This window comes from Mycobacterium sp. NGS11, assembly GCF_059813315.1.
Genome location: NZ_JCALEJ010000032.1, coordinates 33,176 through 56,185 on the forward strand (window position 1 = coordinate 33,176; position 23,010 = coordinate 56,185).

Below are 23,010 nucleotides of genomic sequence, written 5' to 3' on the forward strand. Positions count from 1 at the left end.
TCCGGTCCCACCTGGTGGGTACCGTTCGGTCACTACGACTGTAGTCGATTACCAGGCATTACCCAATGTGAGGAAGCTCCCAGGTCGGCTAATCACGTCTGCGTCGCCGGCCGCCTTGGGAGGGCTGCACCTGCAGGCGGGCCAGCAGATCGGCCACCGATTGGCCCCCGGTGGGGCTGCCATCTCCCGCGCCGTTGGGGTCCTCTTGCTGCGGGTCACCGCCGTGCCTGGGCGCCTGCTCCGGTGCCGGCGGCGGCGCCAGCCGCGGCGGCGGTGGCGCGCCCGCGGATGGACCGGGGTGCATCGGGGGGGCCGGCGGCGGGGGTGGCGCCGCGGGGGGCGGCGCGGCGGAAGCTCCGGGCGACGGTTCGTTGTTCGGCGAGAAGTTGTTCACCCCGTAGTCGCGGTACTCCGCCGAGTGGCGAGACCGTGCGCGGCGGCCGGAGTCGCCGTACTGCGATGCCGGCACGGGCTCGACGGGCGGGCCATCCCAGGCTTCGTCGACGCCCGAATGCCGGGCGCGCCGCCGCCCACCGGACGATTCCGCGCGGGAATCCGCGCCGGCCCAATTGCTCCCCGGGGCGCCGGGAGGCAACCACTGGCCTTCCGCGGCGACCGGCTGCCAGCCCTGCCCCGGCCACTGCGCCTGGGGCTGTGGTTGCGGTTCCGGCGCTCGTTCTGGTTGGCGCTGCGGTTGGGGCTCCGGCGGCGGCTCCGGTGCGAACTGCGCCGCAGCCGCGGCTGGCGGCGGTTGGGGGCGCGGCTCGAATCGCGGCTCCGCCGGTCCCGCATAGGGGGTGCCTTCGGCGTAGGCCGGGTCCTGGGCGTACGCGGGATCCGGCGCCGGCTCGTACTGGTTTGGCACCCGCTCCCGGCGGTGCGGCGACGGCTGCTGCCGCGGGGGGACCAGCGGTTCCTCGGGGACGTCGATGATGGCGTCATCGGTGCGGCTGTCCTGCGGCACCGACGTCACGCGGTCGCTGGACACCCAATCGACCGGAGTGTCGCGGGGATTCTCGCCGTTGCGATCCCACTCGCTGTACGCGCGCTCCGGTTGCGGCTCCGCGTCCGGCGTGCCGCCGAGGGCCGGGCGGTGCGCCAGGTCGGTGTCGAACAGGATTTCCAGGCTGGTCCGCAGGGCGGAAAGCTCCGCGCGCAACTCGGCCAGATCGTCGGCGGCCTGAGCGCGCAGCTCGGAGGCCAGCTCGCGGCGCAGCTGCGACTCGACGGTCAGCTCGTATTCACGCCGGGCCGAGATCTCCCGGTCCAGCTGCAGGTCGTAAACCAGCTTGAGGTCGCGGACCCGAGACTGATCGGCGTCGCTTTGGCGGCGATAAAGCACGGAAACGAAGGCGCCGGCGACTGCGGCCCACAGCGCCAGGATTACAGCGAGCTTGAGAAGTTCCACCCGATTGGTGAAAACCAATGCGGAGCTGGCCCCCATCGCGAGGACCAGCAACGCCGTCAAGAGCACCCACCCCGGCCTGCGGCCGCCGCGCCGGACCCGGGCGCCGCGGGACAGAACGGTCATGGCCTGAGAGTACCTGTGCGAGGTCAATCCGCGTGTCGCGCGCCTTCGGCGATTCTCGCGCGGGTTATCCGCGGGGTCGCGGGGGTTAACCGCCCGCCCACCGCGGGCAATCCGTGGCGGGGCCTAGCTTTCCGCACCCTCGCCGTGTTCCGTCTGATCCGGCGGCGACTTGCAGCAGTGTTGCAGCCACAGCGCGGCGATCAGCAGCGCCAGCGCGCTGACGGCCGCCACCACGGTCCCCGAGGTGTCCTCGGCGGCGGCCCGCAACCAGGATTTGCGGGGCAGGAAGTACACCAGGATGCCGACCCACCAGCCCAGCATCAACGCGCCGACCCAAGCAGAGGCCTTGGCGACGATCAGGCTGCGCGCCACCGCAAGCGGGTGCAGCCAGCCCGGACCCGACCCGATTTCGCCCTCGCTGATCCTGGCCCGCACATAGCGCGCCCACAGCGCCTCGACGACGGCCACCGCCAGCAGCGACAGGCCGGTCCACACCGTGATCGGGGGGAACCACCGGTAGAGGCCGTTGACCAGCAAATACCCCACGACGGCGGCGGCGACCACCGCGGCGGTCAGGTCGCGCTTGCGGGTAGGGCCCATCAGCTCGCCGGCCCCCGGCCGGCCGGCGGGTTCCCGTTCGGCCGCAACGTCAGTCCGGTCGGCCGCACCCCATCCCGATCGGCGGCCTCCAGCTGGGCGAGCAGGCCGGCAACCGGCTGCGGCCCGTCGGCCAGCGTCAGCCGAGCGTCCGGGTCGACATCCAGCCATGGGATGAGCACGAACGCCCGCAGGTGGGCCAGCGGATGCGGCAGCGTCAGGTTGTTCTCCCGAGAGATCACCTCGGTTGGGCCGTAGCAGGCGATCAGGTCGACGTCGAGGGTGCGCGGGCCCCATCGCTCGCCGCGCACCCGGCCCGCCGCGCGCTCGAACTCCTGCCCCCGCCGCAGCCAGCCCTGCCCGTCGCAGTCCGGGTCGTCGGCGATCAGCACCGCGTTGAGGAACGGGGCCTGATCCACCCGCCCCCAGGGGTCGGTCTCGTACACCCGCGACACGGCAAGCACCGCATCGGCCAGCCCGTCGACCACCGATTGCAGCCGCGCCAGGCGGTCGCCCAGATTGGAGCCGATGGACAGCACAACGCGGGTCATGGCGCCCCGCCCGCCGGGATCACCGAACCGCGGCCACCGCGGCGCGACCGCCGCACCACCACCGAGACGTCGGCGAACTGCTGCGGGATCGGGGCCTGCGGCTTGTGCACCGCCACCTCGGCGGCGTGCACGCGTTCGTCGACCATCACCCGGTCGGCGATCTGGGCTGCGACGGTTTCGATCAGATTGCGCGCGGGGCCGGCGACCACGTCGGCGGCCAATTGGGCCAGCGCGGCGTAGTCGTAGGTGTCGGCCAGTTCGTCGCTGGCCGCGGCGTCGACGAGGTCGATCCACACCGTGATGTCGACGACGAAGTCCTGACCGTTGGCACGCTCGTGGTCGAAAACCCCGTGTTGTCCGCGAATCTGCAAGCCGCGCAACTCGATTCGATCAGCCATTGTCGCCAGCCGGTTCCGGGTGCGACCCGTCGGTCCAGGCCGCCACGACCTTGAGGGCATCGACCGTGGCGCGTACGTCGTGCACGCGCACCCCCCAAGCGCCATGCAGGGCGGCCAGCGCCGAAACCACCGCGGTGGCCGTCTCACGCCCATCGGGCGGTCGCGGCGAACCGTCGGACCCGGCCAGCAACGCACCGAGGAATCGTTTGCGCGATGCACCCAGGAGCACCGGGATGCCGGTGGCGACCAGTTGCGGCAGGGCATGCAGCAGCGCCCAATTGTGTTGTGCCGTCTTGGCAAAGCCCAGCCCTGGATCGATCATCAGCCGCCCGGGGTCGACACCGGCGGTCACCGCGGCGTCGACGCTGGCCAGCAGCTCGTCGCGCACCTCGGCGACCACGTCCCGGTAGTGCGGCACCGCGTGCGGCCGCTCGGCCGACACCGATCGCCAATGCATCAGCACCCAGGGCACTTTCGCCTCGGCCAGCAGCGGCGCCATGGCGGGATCGGCGCGGCCGCCGGACACGTCGTTGACGATCCGCGCTCCGGCGCACAGCGCCGCCCGCGCGACGTCGGCGTGCATGGTATCGATGCTGACCGTGATGCCTTGTGCCGCAAGATCTTTCACAACGGGCAAGACGCGGGACGTCTCGACGTGCGGATCGATCCGCGCGGCGCCGGGACGGGTCGACTCTCCCCCGACGTCGACGATGTGGGCGCCGTCGGCGATCAGGGCCAAGGCCTGCGAGACGGCCTTGTCGGGGTCGAGATAGCGGCCGCCGTCGGAGAACGAATCGTCAGTGACGTTCAGGACTCCCATTACCTGCACAGGCGCCAGACTCACTTACGCAGTATCAGGTCGAGCGCTTCGGCTCGAGAAGCGGCGTTGGTCTTGAACAGTCCGCGCACCGCCGAGGTGGTGGTGATCGCTCCGGGCTTGCGTACCCCGCGCATCGCCATGCACAGGTGCTCGGCCTCCACCACGACGATCACGCCGCGCGGATTGAGCTTTTTCACCAGCGCGTCGGCGATCTGGCTGGTGAGTCGCTCCTGCACCTGGGGCCGCTTGGAGTACAGATCGACCAGCCGGGCGATCTTCGACAGGCCGGTGACCCGGCCGTCGTTGCCCGGGATGTAGCCCACGTGAGCCACCCCGTGGAACGACACCAAATGGTGCTCACACGTTGAGTACAGCGGGATCTCCTTGACCAGCACCAGCTCGTCGTGATCCTCGTCGAACATCGTGTTCAACACGCTGTCCGGGTCGGTGTAGAGCCCGGCGAACATCTCGCGATAGGCGCGGGCGACCCGGGCCGGCGTTTCCCGCAAACCATCCCGGTCGGGGTCTTCACCTATCGCGTGCAGCAACTCGCGGACCGCGGCCTCGGCGCGCTCCTGATCGAACAGCCGTGTCGTGTGCATCGCGGTATCCGGCCCCAAACCACGTAAGGCCATCGAATCCTCCGTTTGCTCAGCCGTGAGCCGGCGGGTTGGACCGGCTTACGTCGTCATCCTGCCGGTCGGGCGAGCCGCCCCGCGGGGCGGGTTGGCCGGGCGGCGGATACGGCGGATAGGCGGGATGTGGCTGACCCGGGTGACCCGCGCCGCCCTGCTGACCGGGATAACTTTGCTGACCACCCGGGCCGCCCTGCTGTCCGGGATACCCCTGCGGTGCGGCGTAGCCGCGTGCCGGTTGCTGCCAGTGCGGCTGCTGGCCGGGTTGCGCGGGCGGATGCCAGTAATTGGGCGGTTGTTGCGGCGGCGGCCAGCCCGGCGCGCGCCAGCCGGCCGGGGCGCCGTAGTCGGGTTGCGTGGGCCCCTGCGGCTCGCCCTGGCGGTTACCGCCTGGAGCACCATGAGAACCATTGCCGCCGTTGGCGTTTCGCTCGGCCTCGGCCTGCGCGGCCGCGGCGGCCTCACTGGCCCGCGCGATGGCCGCCTTGAAGGCGGGCTCTTGAACCGGCGGGGGCCAAGGCTCGCCGCGCTCGATGGCCAGCTCGCCGGGCGTCTTGATCGGCGGTTTGTCCGACGGGATGCGGCCGCCGAAATCGTCGAACATGGTGAGCCGCGGGCGTTTTTCGACGCCGGAGAAGATGCCCTCCAGCTCGGCCCGGTGCAGGGTTTCCTTTTCCAGCAGCTGGCCGGCCAACGTGTCGAGGATGTCGCGATATTCGGTGAGGATCTCCCACGCCTCCGTGTGGGCGGCCTCGATCAGTTTGCGGATCTCGTCGTCGATGTCGCGGGCGACCTCGTGCGAGTAGTCGGCCTGGGTCCCCATGGTGCGACCCAGGAACGGGTCGCCGTGCTCCGAACCGTATTTGACCGCACCGAGTTTGGAGCTCATGCCGAATTCGGTGACCATCGCGCGCGCGATCTTGGTCGCCTGCTCGATGTCGGACACCGCGCCCGTCGTCGGCTCCCGGAAGACCAGCTCCTCGGCGGCGCGCCCACCCATGGCGAATACCAGCTGCGCGATCATCTCCGAGCGGGTCCGCAGGCCCTTGTCTTCCTCCGGCACCGCCACCGCGTGCCCGCCGGTGCGCCCCCGCGCCAAAATCGTGACCTTATAGATCGGCTCGATATCGGGCATCGCCCAGGCGGCCAGCGTGTGCCCGCCCTCGTGGTAGGCGGTGATCTTCTTTTCCTGCTCGCTGATGATCCGGCCTTTGCGCCGCGGCCCACCGATCACCCGGTCCACCGCTTCCTCCAGGGCGGCGCTGGTGATGACGGTGCCGTTCTCGCGTGCGGTGAGCAGCGCCGCCTCGTTGATGACGTTGGCCAGGTCGGCACCGGTCATGCCGACGGTGCGTTTGGCCAGCCCGGCGAGGTCGGCGTCGGGGCCGATCGGCTTGCCCTTGGAGTGCACTTCGAGCACCGCTTTGCGACCCGCCAGGTCAGGATTGGACACCGGGATCTGCCGGTCGAAGCGGCCGGGACGCAGCAGCGCGGGGTCCAGGATATCCGGTCGGTTGGTGGCCGCGATCAGGATGACGCCGGCCCGGGGGTCGAACCCGTCCATCTCGACCAGCAACTGGTTGAGTGTCTGCTCGCGCTCGTCGTGACCGCCACCGAGGCCCGCGCCGCGCTGGCGGCCCACCGCGTCGATCTCGTCGACGAAAATGATGCACGGGTTGTTCTGCTTGGCCTGATCGAACAGGTCGCGCACCCGGGACGCACCGACGCCGACGAACATCTCGACGAAGTCGGAGCCCGAGATCGTGAAGAACGGAACCCCGGCCTCCCCGGCGACCGCGCGGGCCAGCAGCGTCTTACCGGTTCCCGGCGGCCCGTACAAGAGCACGCCCTTGGGGATCTTGGCGCCCAGCGCCTGATAGCGGCCGGGGTTCTGCAGGAAGTCCTTGATCTCGTAGAGCTCCTCGACCGCCTCGTCGACGCCGGCGACGTCGGCGAACGTGGTCTTGGGCATGTCCTTGGAGAGCTGTTTGGCGCGCGACTTGCCGAAGCCGAAACCCATCCGGGCGCCGCCCTGCATGCGGGAGAACATCACGAACAGCCCGACCAGCAGCAGCAGCGGCAGGACGTAGACCAACAGTTCACCCAGGATGCTGCCCTGGTTGACGACGGTGCTGACCTTCGCGTTCTCGGCGGTCAGCGCGTTGAACAGGTCGACGGCGTAGCCGCTGGGGAATTTGGTGATGACCTTGTTCGAATTGTCGGTGTCACCGTTGCCCTTCTTCAGGGTCAATCGAAGTTGCTGTTCGCGGTCGTCGATCTGTGCGCTTTTGACGTTGTCGCCGTTGATCTGGGCCATCGCCACCGACGTGTCGACGGGCTTGTAGCCGCGGGTGTCGTCGCTGAAATAGAAGAACGACCAGCCGAGCAGCACCACGACAGCAATCGCCGTGATGGTGCGAATCACGTTTTTCCGGTTCATCAATCATCGGCCTTGCCGGCCAGGTCCTTCCCCGATGTGCACGCAGCTGGAAAAGTCCAGGCTACCGCTAGTGGCGATCGCCAGCTCCGGCAGAGCCGGGGCGCAGCGGGTCGACACCATACCGCCAGTGGCGATCGCCAGCTCCGGCAGAGCCGGGGCGCATGCGCCAGGCCGCCGCCGTCCTGCTCAGTTAACGACCGGCAGTTCCCGGCTACTCGTAATACCGCGCCTCGACCACGTTGCCGTCCGGATCGGGGAAGTAGTACCCCTGCGGCGCCCACCCCCGCGCGCCGAAGCTGCGGTTCAGCCGTGCGCTGGTGTCCACGCCTTCGGCCTGCAGCCGCCGGTCCAGCGCATCGTATTCGGCCTTCGACAGCGCCAGGCAGACGTGGTTGACCGGGTGGCCGGCGCTGCCCTCGATGCGGGTCAACGCTTCGGTCGCCGTAACGCCGTCGGCGGGCATCAAGTCGATGATGGAGTCCGCGCAGACCCGCACGCTCGGAAACGGCGCGTCTCCAGCTTCGAATTCGGCGAAGCGGACCGGTTCCAGCCCGACGACGCGGGTGTAGAAGTCCATCGACACCCGCGGATTTTCGGTCCACAGCACCACATGGTCCAGTCGCATCGAATCGAGTATTCCCGGCTGCCGCCTTTTTGATCGTCAACCGAGCGCCGTCCGGCGAGCCAACACCGTTCGGGGCCTTCTCAGCCAGCAACCGTTGTGCTTTGGTGAGACGGTGCCCCCAACCGAACGGTTAGTAGAGACCAATGGTGTGCGGCTGCGAGTGACCGAAGCGGGCGACAGAGGCGCACCCGTGGTGCTCCTGGCGCACGGCTTTCCCGAACTCGCCTACTCCTGGCGTCACCAGATACCCGTCCTCGCCGACGCCGGCTACCACGTGCTGGCACCCGATCAGCGCGGCTACGGCGGTTCGGATCGTCCGGATGCCGTCGACGCCTACGACATTCATCAGCTGACCGCCGACCTGGTCGGTCTGCTCGACGACGTCGGCGCACAGCGCGCCGTGTGGGTCGGGCACGACTGGGGTGCCGCCGTGGTGTGGAACGCCCCGCTGCTGCACCCGGACCGGGCCGCGGCCGTCGCCGCGATGAGCGTGCCGGTGACGCCGCGCCCGCGGGTGGCGCCGACGACGGCGTGGCGCAAGACGTTCGGCGAGAACTTCTTCTACATCCTGTACTTCCAGGAGCCCGGCGTCGCCGACGCCGAATTGAACGCCGATCCCGCTCGGGTGATGCGCCGCATGATGGGCAGCCTGGGGACATCCGGCGACAAGGCCGCGGCGTTACGGATGGTGGCCCCCGGGCCGGAAGGTTTCATCGAGCGGCTGCCCGAGCCCGACGCGTTGCCGGACTGGATAACCCAGGACGAGCTCGACCACTACATCGCCGAGTTCACCGGTACCGGTTTCACCGGCGGACTGAACTGGTATCGCAATTTCGACCGCAACTGGGAGACCACCGCCGAACTCGACGGTGCGAAGATCCCGGTCCCCTGTCTGTTCATCGGCGGGACGGCCGATCCCGTCCTGGCTTTCACCCGCACCGATCGCGCTGCGGATGCCATCTCGGGCCCGTACCGACAGGTGATGATCGAGGACGCCGGGCATTGGCTGCAGCAGGAGCGCCCCGACGAGGTGAATGCGGCCTTACTGGAATTCCTCAACGGATTGGAGCTGCAATGAGCGCGCCCCTGCGTTTCGGTGTCTTCATCACCCCGTTTCATCCCATCGGCCAATCCCCAACCGTGGCACTGGAATACGACATGGAACGCGTCGTCGCCCTGGACCGGCTGGGATTCGACGAGGCGTGGTTCGGCGAGCACCACTCCGGTGGCTACGAACTGATCGCCTGCCCGGAGGTGTTCATCGCGGCGGCGGCCGAGCGCACCAAACACATCCGGCTGGGCACCGGCGTCGTGTCGCTGCCCTACCACCATCCGCTCATGGTCGCCGACCGCTGGGTGCTGCTGGATCACCTGACCCGCGGGCGGGTGATGTTCGGCACCGGCCCCGGCGCGTTGCCCTCGGACGCTTACATGATGGGCATCGACCCGATCGAGCAGCGTCGAATGATGCAGGAGTCTCTCGAGGCGATCCTGGCGCTGTTCCGCGCCGCACCCACCGAACGCATAGACCGTCACTCCGATTGGTTCACCCTGCGAGACGCGCAGTTGCATATCCGGCCCTACACCTGGCCGTATCCCGAGATCTCCACGGCGGCAATGATTTCGCCGTCGGGCCCGCGGCTGGCGGGTGCACTGGGCACCTCGCTGCTGTCGTTGTCGATGTCGGTACCGGGCGGCTACGCGGCGCTGGAAACCACCTGGGACGTGGTCCGCGAACAGGCCGCGAAGGTGGGCCGGGAGGAGCCGGACCGGGCCGGCTGGCGCGTCCTGAGCATCATGCACATCGCCGACAGCCGTGAGCAAGCCATTGACGACTGCACCTACGGACTGCAGGATTTCGCGAATTACTTTGGCGCCGCCGGGTTTGTGCCGCTGGCCAACAGCGTGGAAGGCACCCAGACGCCGCACGAGTTCGTCGCCGACTACGCGGCGAAGGGAAACTGCTGCATCGGCACTCCGGAGGACGCCATCGCCCACATCGAGGATCTGCTCGACCGCTCCGGCGGCTTCGGCACCCTGCTGATGCTCGGCCACGACTGGGCGTCGCCGCAGGCGACGTACCACAGCTATGACCTGATGGCGCGCAAGGTGATTCCGCACTTCAAACGACAGCTCGAAGCGTCCCGCTCCTCGCACGACTGGGCGAAGGGCAAACGCGACCAATTGATCGGCCGGGCCGGCGAAGCGGTGGTGAAGGCCATCACCGAACACGTCGACGAGCAGAAAGACGCGGTGCACTGATGCGCGCGGCGGTGCTGCGGGACGGCCGCATGGTCTACCGGGACGACGTGCCCGACCCGATACCGGAGGCCGGTCAGGTGCTGGTGGGCGTGCGGGCGTGCGGAATCTGCGGCTCCGACTTGCATTTCGCCGCCCACGGCGCGCAGGTGCTGGAGATGAGCGACCGGGTGGCCGGCGGCACGGGCGGCATGCACGTCGACCTGAGGCACGACATCTTCATGGGTCACGAGTTCAGCGTCGAGATCCTCGAAGCCGGGCCGGACACCGAGACCCATCCGCCGGGCACTCTCGTGACGTCGTTACCGGTGCTGTTGTCCGCCAAGGGCGTCGAGCCGATCGTCTACAGCAACAGCACCATCGGCGGCTACGCCGAACGGATGCTGCTCTCGGCGCCGCTGCTGCTGCCGATCCCCAACGGCCTGGACCTCAAGCACGCCGCGCTCACCGAGCCGATGGCCGTGGGGCTGCATGCGGTCAACAAGTCCAGTATCGCGCCCGGCGAGACGGCCCTGGTGCTCGGCTGTGGCCCGATCGGGATCGCCATCATCGCCGCGCTGCGTGCGAAAGGCGTCGAAGCCATTGTGGCATCGGATTTTTCGCCCAAACGCCGTGAGCTGGCCACGGCGATGGGAGCCCACCAGACACTGGACGCGGCGCAGGGTTCGCCCTTCGACACCGTCAAGCCCGCGGTGGTGTTCGAGGCGGTCGGCGTGCCCGGCATCATCGATGACGTTCTCCTTCGGGCGCGGAGCGGCACGCGACTGGTGGTCGCAGGTGTGTGCATGCAACCCGATACGGTGCATCCGTTCTTTGCGATCGCCAAAGAAATCAACGTCCAATTCGTACTCGCCTACACGCCCGAGGAGTTCGGCGACTCGCTACGCGCCCTGGCCGAGGGCGACATCGACGTCAGCCCGCTGATCACCGGCGAAGTCGGCCTCGACGCGGTCGGTACGGCTTTCGACGATCTCGCCGACCCCGAGCGGCACTGCAAGATCCTCGTCACGCCCTAGGGATATCAAAAACCGCGTAGCTGCACATCGCTAGACCAATATCCCTAAAATCTGCAGCAGCCAAATCAACTTCGTCCACAAACAGGTCGCGATATGACTGAAGCGAACCAAAAGGGCGAAAGCGCCCGTCATCGAGAAGTGTGGGCCGCGTGAGCCAGCCAAGCGGCGCGGGCGGCCAAGGCCCGCTCCGCACTCCCATGACGCTTGCCATATACCGCGACTTACGCGTCGCCATGGTCGTACTCATGGTGATGGTCGTTGCGGGGGTGCTCATCGAAAAGAGGTCCGCGCCCTGCTGGCAATCGGCCCTCAGCACGTACTATTACACCTCGGCGCACAGCATCGTCATCGCCGCGCTCCTGGCGCTCGGCACGCTCTTCATCATCTATCGGGGCAGCACCGACACCGAGGATGTCTTGTTGACTCTGGCCGGTGTCAGTGCATTGACCGCGGCGATAGTGCCGCAGTCTCGACCCGACGACCTGTGCCCCGGGCCAGCAAATCTGCCGCTCGACTTCGACGACACTGCCAAAGCCTCCATCCTGCCCAATGTTTGGGCGGCGGCCATCGCATTGGGTCTGGGCTATCTGGTGATCTGGTCGGTGATGCTCTACCAATGGAAGCGCGGCCGCCCTCCGCGGAAACGAAGGCTGGGCGCAATAGTGGCGCTGTGCGTTTTCTGGCTGATCATGGCGCTCGGCCTCATCGCGCTGCTTTTCTTTCCGGGCACGTTCAAGAAGTGTGCACACGGCGCCGCCGCGATACTGATGCTCTCGGCCTTCATCGCCACCACGTTCTGCACCGCGTACGTCGTCGGGCGCGAGGACCCGTCGAAGTCCGCGCATCAGCGCGGCTATAAGCGGATCTACTGGGCAATAGCCTGGCTGATGTTGGCGACGTTGATTGCGGTTCTCTGGGTTAATTTCTCGAGAGGGTTGGGGGGCCATTGGGGCCTGCTGGCCGAGGTGGCGCTGATCCTCGAGTTCGCCGCGTACTGGGTGGTTCAAACGATCGACCTGTGGCGAACACCTGACCGGATTATGCGCTTCACCAAAGGTTCTCCGCCGTGTCTGTAGTGCGGGCCGGTCGCGGACGCGACGCCCGCCCCGCTGATTCGTCTGAGCGATTGCCGGTCCGGTCATCGGATCAGCCCCCCGCCGGGGGCTGGGCGATGACGGTGGGCTTGAAACCGTATCGAGGCGCCACAAAGGCGCCGGCGCCGCGCCCCGCCCCGCCGGCGGGCATCATCGGCAGCCCACCAACCGCATTCGTGGCACGGTCTGCCGCCCCCGCCGCGGCGGCGCCGTTGAGGGCCACGGCCACCGAAGGCGCGGTCGGCGCCGCGCCCGCCCAAGCCGCCGGCACCGACAATCCACCGACGGATGCCGCCTTGCCGACAGCTCCGCCAATCGCGCCGACGGAACCCAGGCCCGCACCCGAAACAGCCGTGGGCACAACCGCTTCCGCTGCCTTGGCCGCGCCCTCGGCCGCGGACTTCGCGGCGGGCATGAACCCCTGCGCAAGGCTCTGGATGTCTTTGAACGAGGTGGTGAAAAGCCGCGTCGGAGAAATCAACCGGATGAAGGCGTCGAAAGGCGTGCTGGCATCCAATGTTTGCGACCCGGTCAGGCCCTCCAACAAATCACCCAGCGGGCCACCCACCACCAGCCCATCGCCTTCGGGGTTCAGGCTGATTCCTCCCAGGAAGGGCGCGGGGTTGCCGGTCGAAGTGGGATTATTCGTCGATCCGGCCAGCGCGGACAGCGTTTGGGGCACCACGTCCTGCGCGCTCTCGCCTCCGCGGCCGGCCGCTTGAGCCACCGCGGCGGCCTGACGAGCCGCGCCGGCCGGGTCGGTAGCAGGCTCGGCCGGCTCGAATGGCGGCAGCATCGACGCCGCGGCCGACCCACCGGCATATCCGTACATCGCGCCGGCGTCTTGAGCCCACATCTCGCCGTATTGGGCCTCGGTAGCCGCAATGGTCGCGATGTTCTGGCCGAGAACGTTCGTCGCCAGCAATTCGGCCAGCAACGCCCGGTTCGCCGCAATCACCGGCGGTGGCACCGTTTCGGCGAACGCCAATTCGTAGGCAGTCGCCGCCGCCACCGCCTGGGCGGCGACGTGTTCGGCCTTGCCGCCCGTGCCGGACAACCAAGCCACCTGCGGGACAACCGCAGTGAGCATGGCGGAGGCGGCCGGCCCCTGCCATGGTCCGTCGGTAAGGCTCGAGATCACCGCCCCGTAGGCGGACGCCGCGGATCGCAAGTCGGTGGCCAGGCCGTCCCAGGCCGCGGCTGCGGCCAGCAGCGGGCCTGAGCCGGGTCCTGAATAGATCAGCGCGGAGTTGATCTCCGGCGGCAACTGCGCGAAGTCGAGCATGGTGTCCCCGCCTAACCGACCGCGGCAGTGTTGGCGATTTCCGTGGCGGCGTACGAACCGGCACTGGCGCCAAGCATTGTCGCCAAGTGCTCGCGGACCAGGGCGGCCTGTGCGCTGATCTCCTGGAAGAGCGCACCGTGCCGGGAGAATTGTTGCGCGGTCAAAATCGATACCGCGTCGGCCGCGGCGGGCACGACGCTGGTCGTCGGCATTGCCACCGCCGAAGTCCCCTCCCGCACGGACGCGTTGATCCCGTGCAACTCGCGGGAAGCGGCATCCAGCATTTCCGGCTGCGCCAGCAAGAACGACATGTCTTCTCAAAACCCTTTCAAATCAATAGCTCTCGACACCAATGGAAGTGCCTAGTCGGACGCCTGGACACGTTAGGCCAGTCGTGTCCAGAGATGACAGCCCGAGAGCGGCTAATTCATGACCAGGACGAAAACTGTTCATTTAGCTGATCTGAAATGCTGCATCATTTGGAGTTGATATGAAAAATGTTGAGAACAAATATTATTGGAGACATATATGAACCTATATGAGGCTACTGACGTGGCCACCGGGCTTTGCCGGCGCTGTATTGGACGCGGTTATCGGCCGGGCCGATCGCGGCTCTTCGTCGAAGGGCGTGCCCCGCCCGGGTGCCGGTTGAGCCCGGTGCGCGGGAAACGGACGCGATGATTCTGCGCAGTGGGCGGCTGAGCAACACAGTGGCAAAGCAACGCCGTGATGCCCGAGCTGGCCGACCTTTTCGGCCCGGCCGGCCTGAACTCGGTTGCCAGCGGTGATGAGGCATCGATCCCAAATGGACTGTCGCGTCTGATCTTATCGACTGCGCCGCGATCCGCCCAGCGATCGGCCGCGCATGCCGGGCCACTGCGCACAATTTGCAAATTCGCTGCGGCCAGCCATGTCACCGGCTATCGTCCCGGCATAGACACCGGACAGGTCCGAAGTAGGCAGCATGAGCAACCAGAAACCAACGCCCATCACACTTGCCATATACCGTGACCTACGCGTCGGCATGGTCATCGTAACGCTGATGGTATTCGTGGCCATCGTCATCCGGCAATTGTCGGCGACCTGCTGGCAATTCGCCCTCAGTGCTTACTATTACACCTCCGCGCACAGCATCCTGATCGCCGCGCTGCTGGCGCTCGGCACGCTTTTCATCATGTACAAGGGCAGCAACGACACCGAGGATGCGCTGTTGACTCTGGCGGGGGTCTCCGCATTGATGATCGCGATGGTGCCACAGGGTCCGCTTACGCCCGAGCAACGGTGTGGGCGATACGATCTTCCGCCCGAATTCGTGCCCGCAATTCAGCCCAACGTGTGGGCGGTCGTCGTCGCACTGATTGTGGGGTGGTCGGCGATGGCCTTGCTGCACTGGCGCAACCACACTCGGCATAAGAGAAGTCCGTTGGGCACGGTCGCACAGTGGGTTTTCTGGGTGATGATGGCGCTTGGCTTTTTCGCCCTTGTGTTCTTCCCGAACCAGTTCTACGCGCATATTCACGGCATCTCCGGTGTGTTGATGCTCTTGTCCTTCATCATCACCGTGTTCTGCGCCGCATACGTCGTGGGGCAGGAGGACACGAAGAAGTCACCGCACAAGGACCGCTATAAGTGGTTCTACCGGGTCATTGCCCTAGTGATGGTGGTGACGTTAATCGCAGTCATTGCAGTGCATCTCAGGCGCCCCGGGTGGGAGCCATGGGTCATCTGGCTGGAATCGGCGGTGATCCTCGAGTTCGCGGTGTACTGGGCGGTTCAGACCTGGGAACTGTGGAATTCGCCCGACCGCATTGGACGCCTCCCCGACGACGTCCAGAGGCGACTCGAGGATAAAAGGACGAAGGACGGCGGATTCCGTGGATTCAAGTCCGACCTGAGCGGGCCACCCGACGAGGGTCCGGGCGGAAGGATGCTGCCGCTTCTGTAGCGCGGGCCCATCGTGTCAGGTAAGTGCACCAATCATCCACTCGCGCAAGGCTAACCGTGATCGTCACTGCATTGTGATGCCCGCAACGCAGGCCGAAGCGCGGTAGCCGCTAGTGTCCACTCATGCCGAAACCCAGCACTGAAACCCTTGTCCGCCGATCGACGGCCGTGGTCACGGCCGGGTTGACGATCGCAGTGATCTCGGCGTGCGACAAGCACAACCCGCCGCCCGGCGCCAACCCTCGTCAGGTCACGGTTGTGGGCACCGGTCAGGTGCAAGGCGTCCCGGACACCCTGACCGCCGACGTCGGCATCGAATTCACCGCCCCCGACGTCACCACGGCGATGAACCAAACCAACGACCGTCAACAGGCCGTCATCAACGCACTGACCGGCGCCGGCATCGATCGCAAGGACATCAGCACCACCGAGGTGACGCTGTCGCCCGAATACAACAACCCCGGGCCCAGCGGTACCGCCGCCATCACCGCGTACCGCGCGACCAACGCCATCGCAGTCAAAATCCACCCGGCGGATGCCGCGTCGCGCTTGCTCGCGCTGATCGTCGGCACGGGCGGCGACGCCACCCGGATCAAGTCCGTCCGCTATTCCATCGCCGACGATTCGCAGCTGGTCAAGGACGCCCGCTCGCGGGCGTTCAACGACGCCAAGAGCCGCGCCGAGCAGTACTCCCAGCTGTCCGGCCTTCGGCTGGGCCGGGTGCTGTCCATTTCGGAGGCCACCGGCAACGCCCCGCCGCCGACCGGGGCGCCACGGGCCATGCCGTCGATGGTTCCGCTGGAACCCGGCCAGCAGACCGTGAACTTCTCGGTGACCGCCGTCTGGGAGTTGGAATAGCGGGCCAACCGGGGCGGGGCCTACTGCTGGTAGACCCTGGGATCCAGGGTTCCGATGTAGGACAGGTCACGGTAGCGCTCGTCGTAATCGAGGCCGTAGCCCACGACGAAGTCGTTGGGGATGTCGAAGCCCACGTAGGCGATGTCGACGTGGGCGCCCTGCGCGTCGGGCTTGCGCAGCAGGGTGCACACCCGCAGCGAACGTGGGTGGCGCGTTTTGAGGTTGCGTAGCAGCCACGACAGGGTGAGGCCCGAGTCGACGACGTCCTCGACGATCAGCACGTCGCGGCCCTCGATATCGCGGTCCAGATCCTTGAGGATCCTCACCACGCCCGACGAGGACGTCGAAGACCCGTAGGAGCTGACGGCCATGAACTCGAACTGCGTGGGCAGCGGGATCGCGCGGGCCAGGTCGGTGACAAAGATCACAGCTCCCTTGAGCACGGTGATCAGCAGCAGGTCCTGTCCGGTCTCGATCGCGGCGTCACGGTAGTTCTCGCCGATCTCGGTGCCGAGTTCGGCGATTCGGGCCTGAATTTGCGCCGACGTCAGCAGGACAGACTTGATATCCCCGGGGTACAGCTCCGCGGGTTGGGCGGGGGTGATCGCCGAGGAGATCTGGGCCACGCCCACAGAGTGCCACGAGGACGGGCGAATAACCAATGGCAGCCCCGATATTGCGGCTATCGGACCGGTTTGCCGACCGGCTCGCTCCACAGCCTCAGCACCCCGTCGCGGCGGCCCGCGAACAGTCGTTCCTCGGGCAGCGACGAGCCCACCGCCACCCCGCCCTGCCCATGCCAGCCGGTGACCAGGGCGTCCACCCCGCGAATCTGCTTGTCGGTCAGGTTCGTTGCGCGGCCGGTCAGCAGCCAGGTCCGGATCACCCGCCGCCGCACGGGGGCGTCCAGCCCCGCCAGCGCCTGCACCAGCAGGCCGGAGTCCGCCTTGGTCTCGGGCAGCGCGCGGGCGGCCAGGGTGTCGATCAAATCGGAATCCTCGCGCAGCGAGGTCGCGGTGCGGGCCAGCGCCTCGGCCACGCCACCGCCGAGGACGTCCTCCAGCAGGGGCAGCACCTCGGCGCGCAGCCGGGTGCGGGTGAAGCGGCGGTCGGTGTTGTGCGGATCCTGCCAGGGGGTCAGCCCAAGCTCTTCGCACGCGCCGTGCGTGACGGCTCGACGCACCTCCAGCAGCGGCCGGCACCACGGCGGATCGTACGGACGCATCCCGGCGATCGAACGCACCCCGGACCCGCGGCCCAGCCCCAGCAGCACCGTCTCGGCCTGGTCGTCCAGCGTGTGGCCCAGCAGCACCGGGCCGGTGTGGAATGCGCTCAACGCGGCGTAGCGGGCAGCGCGCGCCGCCGCCTCGGGACCGCCCCGGTTGCCCACCTGCACCCGAACCACTTGGGCCCCAACGCATCCCAATGAAATGGCCTGAGCGCGGGCGGTCTCGGCCACTGCCGCCGAGTCGGTTTGCAGGCCGTGGTCGACGACGACCGCGGTGGTGGGTCGTAGCTTGGCCGCGACCGCGGTGAGCGCCAGCGAATCCGGACCGCCGGACAGCGCCACGCACCACTGTTCGACGGTGGCGAGGTGGGCCTTGTTGAACGCCTCGACAGCAGCGCGCAGCTGGCCTACAGCACTCGGTCGATCCATCGCCGGGGCTCTTCGATCTCGGTGGGCAGCGGCAGCGTGTCGGGACCCGTCCAGATGGCGTTGAACCGCTCCATCCCCACCTGGCCGACCACGTGATCGACGAAGGCCTTGCCGCGGGTGTACTGGCTGAGCTTGGCGTCGAGACCCAGCAGTGCGCGCAACAACCGCTGCAACGGCGGCTGCTTGCGGTGGCGGCGCTCGTCGAACCGGCGCCGGATGGTGGCCACCGACGGGACCGCCATCGGCCCGACGGCATCCATGACGTGATCCGCGTGGCCCTCCAGCAGGGTGCCCAGCACCAGCAGCTGGTCCAGCGCCTGCCGCTGCGGTTCGGACTGCACCGCGCGCACCAGCCCGAGAATTCCCGAGGAGTTGGCGTCGGATTCCGACGCGTTGTCGGCGCGGCCGCGCGCGTAGTCGGCGAGCCGGCTGATCACCTGCCCGATGTCCTCGCCGGCGTCGCGGGTGAGCAGGCCCAGCGCCTGCGACATGTAGTCGGGCAGCCACGGGTTGGCGGTGAACTGCACTCGGTGGGTGACCTCGTGCAGGCACACCCATAGCCGGAAATCGGCCGGTTCGATTCGGAGTTGCCGCTCGACGGCGATGACGTTGGGATACACCAGCAGGAGGCAGCCCGTTTTGGTCCCGTCAGTAGTGGCGAACGGGTCGTATTGGCCGAGGATGCCCGAGGACACGTACGCCAGGACGGCGCCGGTCTGCGCGCCGGTGACGCGACCGGTCAGAAAGCCGCGCGGCTTCTCGGTGCCGTGCATCATCACCCGCATCGATTCGGTGGCCGCGGCGATCCAGTCGGAACGGTCGACGATGCGCGCGGCCGGCACCGCGCCGTTGGTGACCAGGCCGGTGACGTCACGCACCAACGGTTCGGCTTTGGTGGACGCGGTGGCGAGTTCGTCGATCACCTGGCGGCGGGTGTACTCGCTGGACGGCGGACCCGGGCGGGCCAGCCGCCGACCGACCGACGCCGCGAACTTCCAGTCGACCGCGGTGCCCAGCGTCAAGTCCGGCGCCGGTGTCATGAGCACCCGCAGGACCACAGCCGGGTCGCCAGCGCGTCCATCACGTTGCGGCCGTTCGGGCCGGCGTCGTTGGAGATGAACGCGAAGGTGAGCACCCGGCCGCTGCGGTCGGTGAGCACGCCGGCCAGCGCGTTGATGCCGGTCAGCGAGCCGGTTTTGGCCCGCAGCCAGCCCGCGGGGCCCTGCGCGGTGGAGGCGTCGGTGAAGCGATCGGCCAGCGTCCCGCTGCCGGCGGCGATCGGGAGCAGATCCAGCAGCGCCCGCAGCGACGGCTGGTCGGGCCCCGCCGCGGCCTGCAGCACGCCGTCGAGCGTCTTGGCCGTCAGCCGATCGTCGACCGAGAGTCCACTGGAATCCAGCAGCGTCGCGCCCGCGGTGTCGACGTGAGCGGTGGTCAGCCGGTTGGTCACCGCGTCGACGGCGCCGGCGAAGCTGCGCGGCCGGTTGATCGCGGCCGCCACCTCGCGAGCGATGCATTCGGCCAGCACGTTGTCCGAGTGATCCATCATCTCGGACAGCCGCTGGACCAGCGGCGCCGATTGCACGACCGCCAGCTGCCGCGCCCCCGACGGCGCGGCGGCGGTCGTGACCGCGTTCGGGTCCAGTCCCAGCGCCTTGGCCAGCTCCCGCCCGGCATCCAGCGCCGGGGTCCGGGACCGCCGCGAGTTGACCGTCGAAGGCTGGATGCGGCCGGCGTCGATCATCACCGACTCGATCGGCGCGATGTCGCCGTTGTCGACGTCAGCCAGGTCCCAACCCTGCGCCATCGTGGGACCGCTGAACGCCGAGGTGTCCACCTGTACGGCGGTCGGCGTCACGCCGCTGCGGCGGATCTGTTCCACAAGGTCGCTGATCCGGGCCGACCCCCGGTACCACGTCGCCACACCGGGCGGCGCGGCCGACAGCGCCGGATCGCCCGCACCCACCAGCACGACGGGTCCCTGGGCGTTTTGGCTGCCGGCCACCACCCGAGTGCTGATCCGGGCCTGATGGTCCAGCGTGAGCAAGGCCGCGGCCGCCGTGAGCACCTTGTTGGTCGACGCCGGCACCAACGGCATGTCGGCCGCCACCTGCCAGAGCTCCTTTCCGGTGATGGCGTCCGTGATCCGTCCGCCTAGCCGGCCCAGGTTGGGGTCGCTCGCCACGGGCGCCAGCATCGCGCTGACGCCGGGCCCGCTGGGTAGCTCGGCGGTGTCGCTCACCGGCGTCATGCCGGGCTTCACCGCCGGGGCGTGCGGGGGCGGTATCGGGGCATGCGCGCTATTGGCGCCGTGTCCGGTCGTGGTGAAAAACACCGCCGCCACCACGACGGCGGCGACGAACACCAGCACACCCAACCCGATGAGCACTGGGGTGGATTTTTGCCAGCGAGTACGGGCCATCACTCTCCTGACTGTCTCCAAGCCATTCTGCCGAATCGGCGCCGATGCGCTCGACTAGGGTGTAGCAGAGCAAAATCGGTCCGCCTACCAGACAAGGAGCCGACGCGGTGGAATTCGACGTGACCATCGAGATCCAAAAGGGCCAGCGGAACAAGTACGAGGTCGACCACGAGACTGGACGGCTACGTCTGGACCGCTACCTGTACACCGCGATGGCCTATCCGACCGACTACGGCTTCATCGAGGACACCCTGGGCGAGGACGGCGACCCGCTGGACGCGATGGTGCTGTTGCCGCAGTCGGTGTTTCCCGGCGTGATCGTCGAGGCCCGCCCGGTGGGCATGTTCCGGATGACCGACGAAAAGGGCGGCGACGACAAGGTCCTGTGCGTGCCGGCCGGTGACCACCGCTGGGACCACGTTCAGGACATCGGGGACGTGCCGGAATTCGAGCTGGACGTGATCAAGCACTTCTTCGTGCACTACAAGGACCTGGAACCGGGCAAGTTCGTCAAGGCCGCGGACTGGGTTGGCCGCGAAGAAGCCGAAGCAGAGATCCAGCGCTCGATCGAGCGGTTCAAGACCGAAGGGCACTGAACCACACCGGCGGGCGCTAGCCCCCGGCGCGGGCGTCGCGGCGATTGCGCAGGATGCTCCAGCCCAGCGCCGCCGCAATGAAGACCACGCCGATCGAAGCGGTGAACGCCTCGGGGACCTCGAACCTGGGCTCGATGGAGACCAGCATGATGACCGCGAGCGCACCTATGGCCCAGTGCGCGCCATGTTCCAGGTACGCGTACCGGCCCAACGTCTCCTGGCTGACCAGGTAGATGGTGATCGACCGGACGAACATCGAGCCCACCAGTCCCAGCCCCAGCGCGATGACGACGGGGTCGGAGGTGATGGCGAACGCGCCGGTGACGCCGTCGAATGAGAAGGAGGCATCGAGCACTTCGAGGTAGAGGAACAGCGTCAGGCCGGCCCGGCCCGTCGCCGCGCCGGCCTCGCCGGCTTCGGCGTCGGATGGTTGAAACGCCCGGCTCAACCCGTTGACCACCAGATAGGTCACCATGCCCAAAAGCCCCGCGGTCAGCACCGTCGCCGCCTCGTCACCCGAGTGCGTCAATTGCGTGCCAACCCCGACCAGCACCAGGCCGGTGACCACCAGCGACACCTGCCCCAGCCGGCCCAGGCGCGCGAACGGGATCTCAATCCACTTGAGCCACTTGATTTCTCGGTCATAGAAAATGAAATCCAGGAACAGCATCAACAGGAAGATTCCACCGAACGCGGCGATCTGGGGGTGCGCCGCCATCACGAGTTTGTGGTAGCTGGGCGAGCCGTCCGGAAACTCCAGCGCGCCGTGCGCGGGCGGATGCAGGGCCAGCTCCATCGCGCGCACCGGGCCGAGCCCCGCCGTCGCCCACACGATGAGCAGCGGGAAGAGCAGTCGCATGCCGAACACGGCGATGAGGATCCCGATGGTCAGGAACATCCGCTGCCAGAAGCGGCTCATCCGTTTCAGGATCGAAGCGTTGATGATGGCGTTGTCGAACGACAACGACACCTCGAGGACGGCCAGCACCACCAGCAGATAGAGACCTTTGAGGCCGCCGTAGGCATATCCGACGCCCAGGGCCGCCGCGGTGACCGCAAGCGAGATCCCGAAGGTACGCAAAGCGGACATGGATCCTTTCCGGCCGCCGACCACACTAGCGAACCGCATCGCGCGAAGGGGGATCGCTTCGGGCCGCATAGAATTTTCAAATTGTGACGAAACATCGGGACGACCGGCCGAAAGCGCCGCTGCCCCGATGACCGAGATCAGCGCCTCACAGGGGCCGGTGGCGCGCGGCAGCATGGCCCGGGTCGGCACCGCCACGGCCGTGACGGCGCTGTGCGGCTACGCGGTGATCTACCTGGCCGCCCGTGACCTGGCGCCGAGCGGCTTTTCGATCTTCGGCGTGTTCTGGGGCGCCTTCGGGCTGGTGACGGGCGCGGCCAACGGCCTGCTGCAGGAGACCACCCGGGAAGTTCGCTCGACTCCCTACGTCAGCGACCTGGCCGCCCTGCCGGCGCCCGGCGAACCGCGTACCCACCCGATGCGGGTCGCGGTGCTGGTCGGGATGGCCGCGGCCGTAGTGATCGCCGGCAGCTCGCCGTTGTGGAGCGGAAGGGTGTTCGTCGAGGCGCGGCTGCTATCGGTGGCTCTGCTGTCCGCCGGGCTGGCCGGGTTCTGTGCGCACGCCACCTTGCTGGGCATGCTGGCCGGCACCAACCAGTGGACCCGCTACGGCGCGCTGATGGTGACCGACGCCGTCATCCGCGTGATGGTGGCCGCGGCCGCGGTGGCGCTCGGGTGGCGTCTGGTCGGTTTCTTGTGGGCGACGGTGGCGGGCGCGGTCGCCTGGCTGATCCTGCTGATGGCCTCGCCGGCGGCCAGGGCCACCGCGCGCTTGTTGACCCCCGGCGGTACCGCGACCTTTCTCCGGGGGGCGGCGCATTCGATCACCGCGGCCGGGGCCAGCGCCATCCTGGTGATGGGATTTCCGGTGCTGCTGAAACTGACCAGCGCCGAGCTCGGCGCGCAGGGCGGGGTGATCATCCTGGCGGTCACTCTGACCCGTGCGCCACTGCTGGTGCCGCTGACGGCCATGCAGGGCAACCTGATTGCCCATTTCGTCGACGAGCGCAGCAACCGGATTCGTGCCCTGCTCGCGCCGGCGGCGATCGTCGGAGCAATCGGCGCGGTCGGGGTGGCGGCCGCGGCCGTGGTGGGTCCGTGGCTGTTGCGGGTCGCCTTCGGGCCGCAGTACCAGGCCAGCAGCGCGCTGCTGGCCTGGCTGACCGCGGCGGCGGTGGCGATCGCCATGCTGACG

General features: G+C 68.0%; 23 protein-coding genes. 8 read left to right on the forward strand and 15 right to left on the reverse strand.

The features are described from left to right. Nucleotides 1-88: 88 nt before the first annotated feature. The 8 genes from AC5Y4T_RS23730 to AC5Y4T_RS23765 all read right to left on the reverse strand — a co-directional run bounded on the left by AC5Y4T_RS23730 (nucleotide 89) and on the right by AC5Y4T_RS23765 (nucleotide 7,597). Nucleotides 89-1,531 (reverse strand): DUF6779 domain-containing protein, encoded by a 1,443-nt coding sequence (locus tag AC5Y4T_RS23730; protein WP_499955745.1) that lies wholly within the window; start codon nucleotides 1,529-1,531, stop codon nucleotides 89-91. 123 nt (nucleotides 1,532-1,654) lie between these two features. Next, on the reverse strand, nucleotides 1,655-2,131 hold the full coding sequence (locus AC5Y4T_RS23735; protein WP_499917057.1) for a DUF3180 domain-containing protein: 477 nt from the start codon (nucleotides 2,129-2,131) through the stop codon (nucleotides 1,655-1,657). Further along, nucleotides 2,131-2,679, reverse strand: a complete 549-nt coding sequence (gene folK, locus AC5Y4T_RS23740) for a 2-amino-4-hydroxy-6-hydroxymethyldihydropteridine diphosphokinase (protein WP_499917058.1) — start codon at nucleotides 2,677-2,679, stop codon at nucleotides 2,131-2,133. Before folK ends, AC5Y4T_RS23735 begins: the two co-directional genes overlap by 1 nt. Then, nucleotides 2,676-3,077 (reverse strand): dihydroneopterin aldolase, encoded by a 402-nt coding sequence (gene folB, locus AC5Y4T_RS23745; RefSeq protein ID WP_499917059.1) that lies wholly within the window; start codon nucleotides 3,075-3,077, stop codon nucleotides 2,676-2,678. Before folB ends, folK begins: the two co-directional genes overlap by 4 nt. Further along, complete coding sequence (gene folP / locus AC5Y4T_RS23750) at nucleotides 3,070-3,921, reverse strand: dihydropteroate synthase (RefSeq protein ID WP_499917060.1); 852 nt, start codon at nucleotides 3,919-3,921, stop codon at nucleotides 3,070-3,072. The genes folB and folP overlap by 8 nt, the downstream gene beginning before the upstream one ends. Then, nucleotides 3,918-4,532 (reverse strand): GTP cyclohydrolase I FolE, encoded by a 615-nt coding sequence (gene folE / locus AC5Y4T_RS23755; protein ID WP_499917061.1) that lies wholly within the window; start codon nucleotides 4,530-4,532, stop codon nucleotides 3,918-3,920. Before folE ends, folP begins: the two co-directional genes overlap by 4 nt. Before the next feature lie 16 nt (nucleotides 4,533-4,548). After that, on the reverse strand, nucleotides 4,549-6,972 hold the full coding sequence (gene ftsH / locus AC5Y4T_RS23760) for an ATP-dependent zinc metalloprotease FtsH (protein WP_499955747.1): 2,424 nt from the start codon (nucleotides 6,970-6,972) through the stop codon (nucleotides 4,549-4,551). A 211-nt stretch (nucleotides 6,973-7,183) separates the two neighbouring features. Then, nucleotides 7,184-7,597: a VOC family protein gene (locus AC5Y4T_RS23765; protein ID WP_499917063.1), complete on the reverse strand. Its 414-nt coding sequence runs from the start codon at nucleotides 7,595-7,597 to the stop codon at nucleotides 7,184-7,186. A 112-nt stretch (nucleotides 7,598-7,709) separates the two neighbouring features. Here AC5Y4T_RS23765 and AC5Y4T_RS23770 point away from each other — a divergent pair, with 112 nt between their 5' ends. From AC5Y4T_RS23770 to AC5Y4T_RS23785, 4 genes are all read left to right on the forward strand, one after another. After that, nucleotides 7,710-8,675, forward strand: coding sequence for an alpha/beta fold hydrolase (locus AC5Y4T_RS23770; protein WP_499955749.1), 966 nt, complete (start codon nucleotides 7,710-7,712; stop codon nucleotides 8,673-8,675). Then, entirely contained in the window at nucleotides 8,672-9,859 is a 1,188-nt protein-coding gene (locus AC5Y4T_RS23775; protein ID WP_499917065.1) for an LLM class flavin-dependent oxidoreductase, read from the forward strand. Before AC5Y4T_RS23770 ends, AC5Y4T_RS23775 begins: the two co-directional genes overlap by 4 nt. Further along, a complete protein-coding gene (locus AC5Y4T_RS23780; protein ID WP_499917066.1) occupies nucleotides 9,859-10,872 on the forward strand; it encodes a zinc-binding dehydrogenase in 1,014 nt (337 codons plus the stop codon). Before AC5Y4T_RS23775 ends, AC5Y4T_RS23780 begins: the two co-directional genes overlap by 1 nt. A gap of 140 nt (nucleotides 10,873-11,012) precedes the next feature. Further along, nucleotides 11,013-11,948: a hypothetical protein gene (locus AC5Y4T_RS23785; RefSeq protein WP_499955751.1), complete on the forward strand. Its 936-nt coding sequence runs from the start codon at nucleotides 11,013-11,015 to the stop codon at nucleotides 11,946-11,948. Nucleotides 11,949-12,018: 70 nt separating this feature from the next. On the opposite strand, the gene AC5Y4T_RS23790 is transcribed toward AC5Y4T_RS23785, so the two are convergent. Then, entirely contained in the window at nucleotides 12,019-13,251 is a 1,233-nt protein-coding gene (locus tag AC5Y4T_RS23790; RefSeq protein ID WP_499917068.1) for a PPE family protein, read from the reverse strand. Nucleotides 13,252-13,262: 11 nt separating this feature from the next. Beyond that, complete coding sequence (locus AC5Y4T_RS23795; RefSeq protein ID WP_499917069.1) at nucleotides 13,263-13,562, reverse strand: PE family protein; 300 nt, start codon at nucleotides 13,560-13,562, stop codon at nucleotides 13,263-13,265. Between the two features lie 653 nt (nucleotides 13,563-14,215). Here AC5Y4T_RS23795 and AC5Y4T_RS23800 point away from each other — a divergent pair. Both AC5Y4T_RS23800 and AC5Y4T_RS23805 read left to right on the forward strand, forming a co-directional pair. Continuing rightward, nucleotides 14,216-15,196 carry a hypothetical protein gene (locus tag AC5Y4T_RS23800; RefSeq protein ID WP_499917070.1) on the forward strand — a complete coding sequence of 327 codons (981 nt, stop codon included), beginning with the start codon at nucleotides 14,216-14,218 and terminating at the stop codon, nucleotides 15,194-15,196. Nucleotides 15,197-15,318: 122 nt separating this feature from the next. Beyond that, nucleotides 15,319-16,053, forward strand: a complete 735-nt coding sequence (locus AC5Y4T_RS23805; RefSeq protein ID WP_499955753.1) for an SIMPL domain-containing protein — start codon at nucleotides 15,319-15,321, stop codon at nucleotides 16,051-16,053. Nucleotides 16,054-16,073: 20 nt separating this feature from the next. Here the strand turns inward: AC5Y4T_RS23805 and hpt are convergent, their stop codons facing one another. The 4 genes from hpt to dacB are packed head-to-tail and all read right to left on the reverse strand — an operon-like array spanning nucleotide 16,074 to nucleotide 20,132. Continuing rightward, entirely contained in the window at nucleotides 16,074-16,685 is a 612-nt protein-coding gene (hpt, locus tag AC5Y4T_RS23810; RefSeq protein ID WP_067133494.1) for a hypoxanthine phosphoribosyltransferase, read from the reverse strand. Nucleotides 16,686-16,735: 50 nt separating this feature from the next. Next, nucleotides 16,736-17,710: a tRNA lysidine(34) synthetase TilS gene (gene tilS, locus AC5Y4T_RS23815; protein ID WP_499955755.1), complete on the reverse strand. Its 975-nt coding sequence runs from the start codon at nucleotides 17,708-17,710 to the stop codon at nucleotides 16,736-16,738. Then, entirely contained in the window at nucleotides 17,689-18,750 is a 1,062-nt protein-coding gene (locus AC5Y4T_RS23820; RefSeq protein ID WP_499955763.1) for a zinc-dependent metalloprotease, read from the reverse strand. Before AC5Y4T_RS23820 ends, tilS begins: the two co-directional genes overlap by 22 nt. Beyond that, complete coding sequence (dacB, locus tag AC5Y4T_RS23825; protein ID WP_499947403.1) at nucleotides 18,747-20,132, reverse strand: D-alanyl-D-alanine carboxypeptidase/D-alanyl-D-alanine endopeptidase; 1,386 nt, start codon at nucleotides 20,130-20,132, stop codon at nucleotides 18,747-18,749. Before dacB ends, AC5Y4T_RS23820 begins: the two co-directional genes overlap by 4 nt. A gap of 107 nt (nucleotides 20,133-20,239) precedes the next feature. Here dacB and AC5Y4T_RS23830 point away from each other — a divergent pair, with 107 nt between their 5' ends. Beyond that, nucleotides 20,240-20,728, forward strand: a complete 489-nt coding sequence (locus AC5Y4T_RS23830; protein WP_499917075.1) for an inorganic diphosphatase — start codon at nucleotides 20,240-20,242, stop codon at nucleotides 20,726-20,728. A gap of 16 nt (nucleotides 20,729-20,744) precedes the next feature. Here the strand turns inward: AC5Y4T_RS23830 and AC5Y4T_RS23835 are convergent, their stop codons facing one another. Next, on the reverse strand, nucleotides 20,745-21,818 hold the full coding sequence (locus tag AC5Y4T_RS23835; protein ID WP_499955757.1) for a DUF475 domain-containing protein: 1,074 nt from the start codon (nucleotides 21,816-21,818) through the stop codon (nucleotides 20,745-20,747). Between the two features lie 127 nt (nucleotides 21,819-21,945). Here AC5Y4T_RS23835 and AC5Y4T_RS23840 point away from each other — a divergent pair. Beyond that, nucleotides 21,946-23,010: hypothetical protein (locus AC5Y4T_RS23840; protein ID WP_499955759.1), on the forward strand; the 1,065-nt coding region annotated here is incomplete at its 3' end.

Bases quoted from the DNA above. Each gene is read 5' to 3' on its own strand.
- AC5Y4T_RS23780 (WP_499917066.1), top strand. From the start codon at position 9,859: ATGCGCGCGGCGGTGCTGCGGGACGGCCGCATGGTCTACCGGGACGAC.
- AC5Y4T_RS23730 (WP_499955745.1), bottom strand. From the start codon at position 1,531: ATGACCGTTCTGTCCCGCGGCGCCCGGGTCCGGCGCGGCGGCCGCAGG.
- folK (WP_499917058.1), bottom strand. From the start codon at position 2,679: ATGACCCGCGTTGTGCTGTCCATCGGCTCCAATCTGGGCGACCGCCTG.
- AC5Y4T_RS23765 (WP_499917063.1), bottom strand. From the start codon at position 7,597: ATGCGACTGGACCATGTGGTGCTGTGGACCGAAAATCCGCGGGTGTCG.
- tilS (WP_499955755.1), bottom strand. From the start codon at position 17,710: ATGGATCGACCGAGTGCTGTAGGCCAGCTGCGCGCTGCTGTCGAGGCG.
- AC5Y4T_RS23805 (WP_499955753.1), top strand. From the start codon at position 15,319: ATGCCGAAACCCAGCACTGAAACCCTTGTCCGCCGATCGACGGCCGTG.
- AC5Y4T_RS23800 (WP_499917070.1), top strand. From the start codon at position 14,216: ATGAGCAACCAGAAACCAACGCCCATCACACTTGCCATATACCGTGAC.
- folE (WP_499917061.1), bottom strand. From the start codon at position 4,532: ATGGCCTTACGTGGTTTGGGGCCGGATACCGCGATGCACACGACACGG.
- folB (WP_499917059.1), bottom strand. From the start codon at position 3,077: ATGGCTGATCGAATCGAGTTGCGCGGCTTGCAGATTCGCGGACAACAC.
- AC5Y4T_RS23835 (WP_499955757.1), bottom strand. From the start codon at position 21,818: ATGTCCGCTTTGCGTACCTTCGGGATCTCGCTTGCGGTCACCGCGGCG.
- AC5Y4T_RS23775 (WP_499917065.1), top strand. From the start codon at position 8,672: ATGAGCGCGCCCCTGCGTTTCGGTGTCTTCATCACCCCGTTTCATCCC.
- dacB (WP_499947403.1), bottom strand. From the start codon at position 20,132: ATGGCCCGTACTCGCTGGCAAAAATCCACCCCAGTGCTCATCGGGTTG.
- AC5Y4T_RS23790 (WP_499917068.1), bottom strand. From the start codon at position 13,251: ATGCTCGACTTCGCGCAGTTGCCGCCGGAGATCAACTCCGCGCTGATC.
- ftsH (WP_499955747.1), bottom strand. From the start codon at position 6,972: ATGAACCGGAAAAACGTGATTCGCACCATCACGGCGATTGCTGTCGTG.
- AC5Y4T_RS23735 (WP_499917057.1), bottom strand. From the start codon at position 2,131: ATGGGCCCTACCCGCAAGCGCGACCTGACCGCCGCGGTGGTCGCCGCC.
- AC5Y4T_RS23820 (WP_499955763.1), bottom strand. From the start codon at position 18,750: ATGACACCGGCGCCGGACTTGACGCTGGGCACCGCGGTCGACTGGAAG.
- AC5Y4T_RS23795 (WP_499917069.1), bottom strand. From the start codon at position 13,562: ATGTCGTTCTTGCTGGCGCAGCCGGAAATGCTGGATGCCGCTTCCCGC.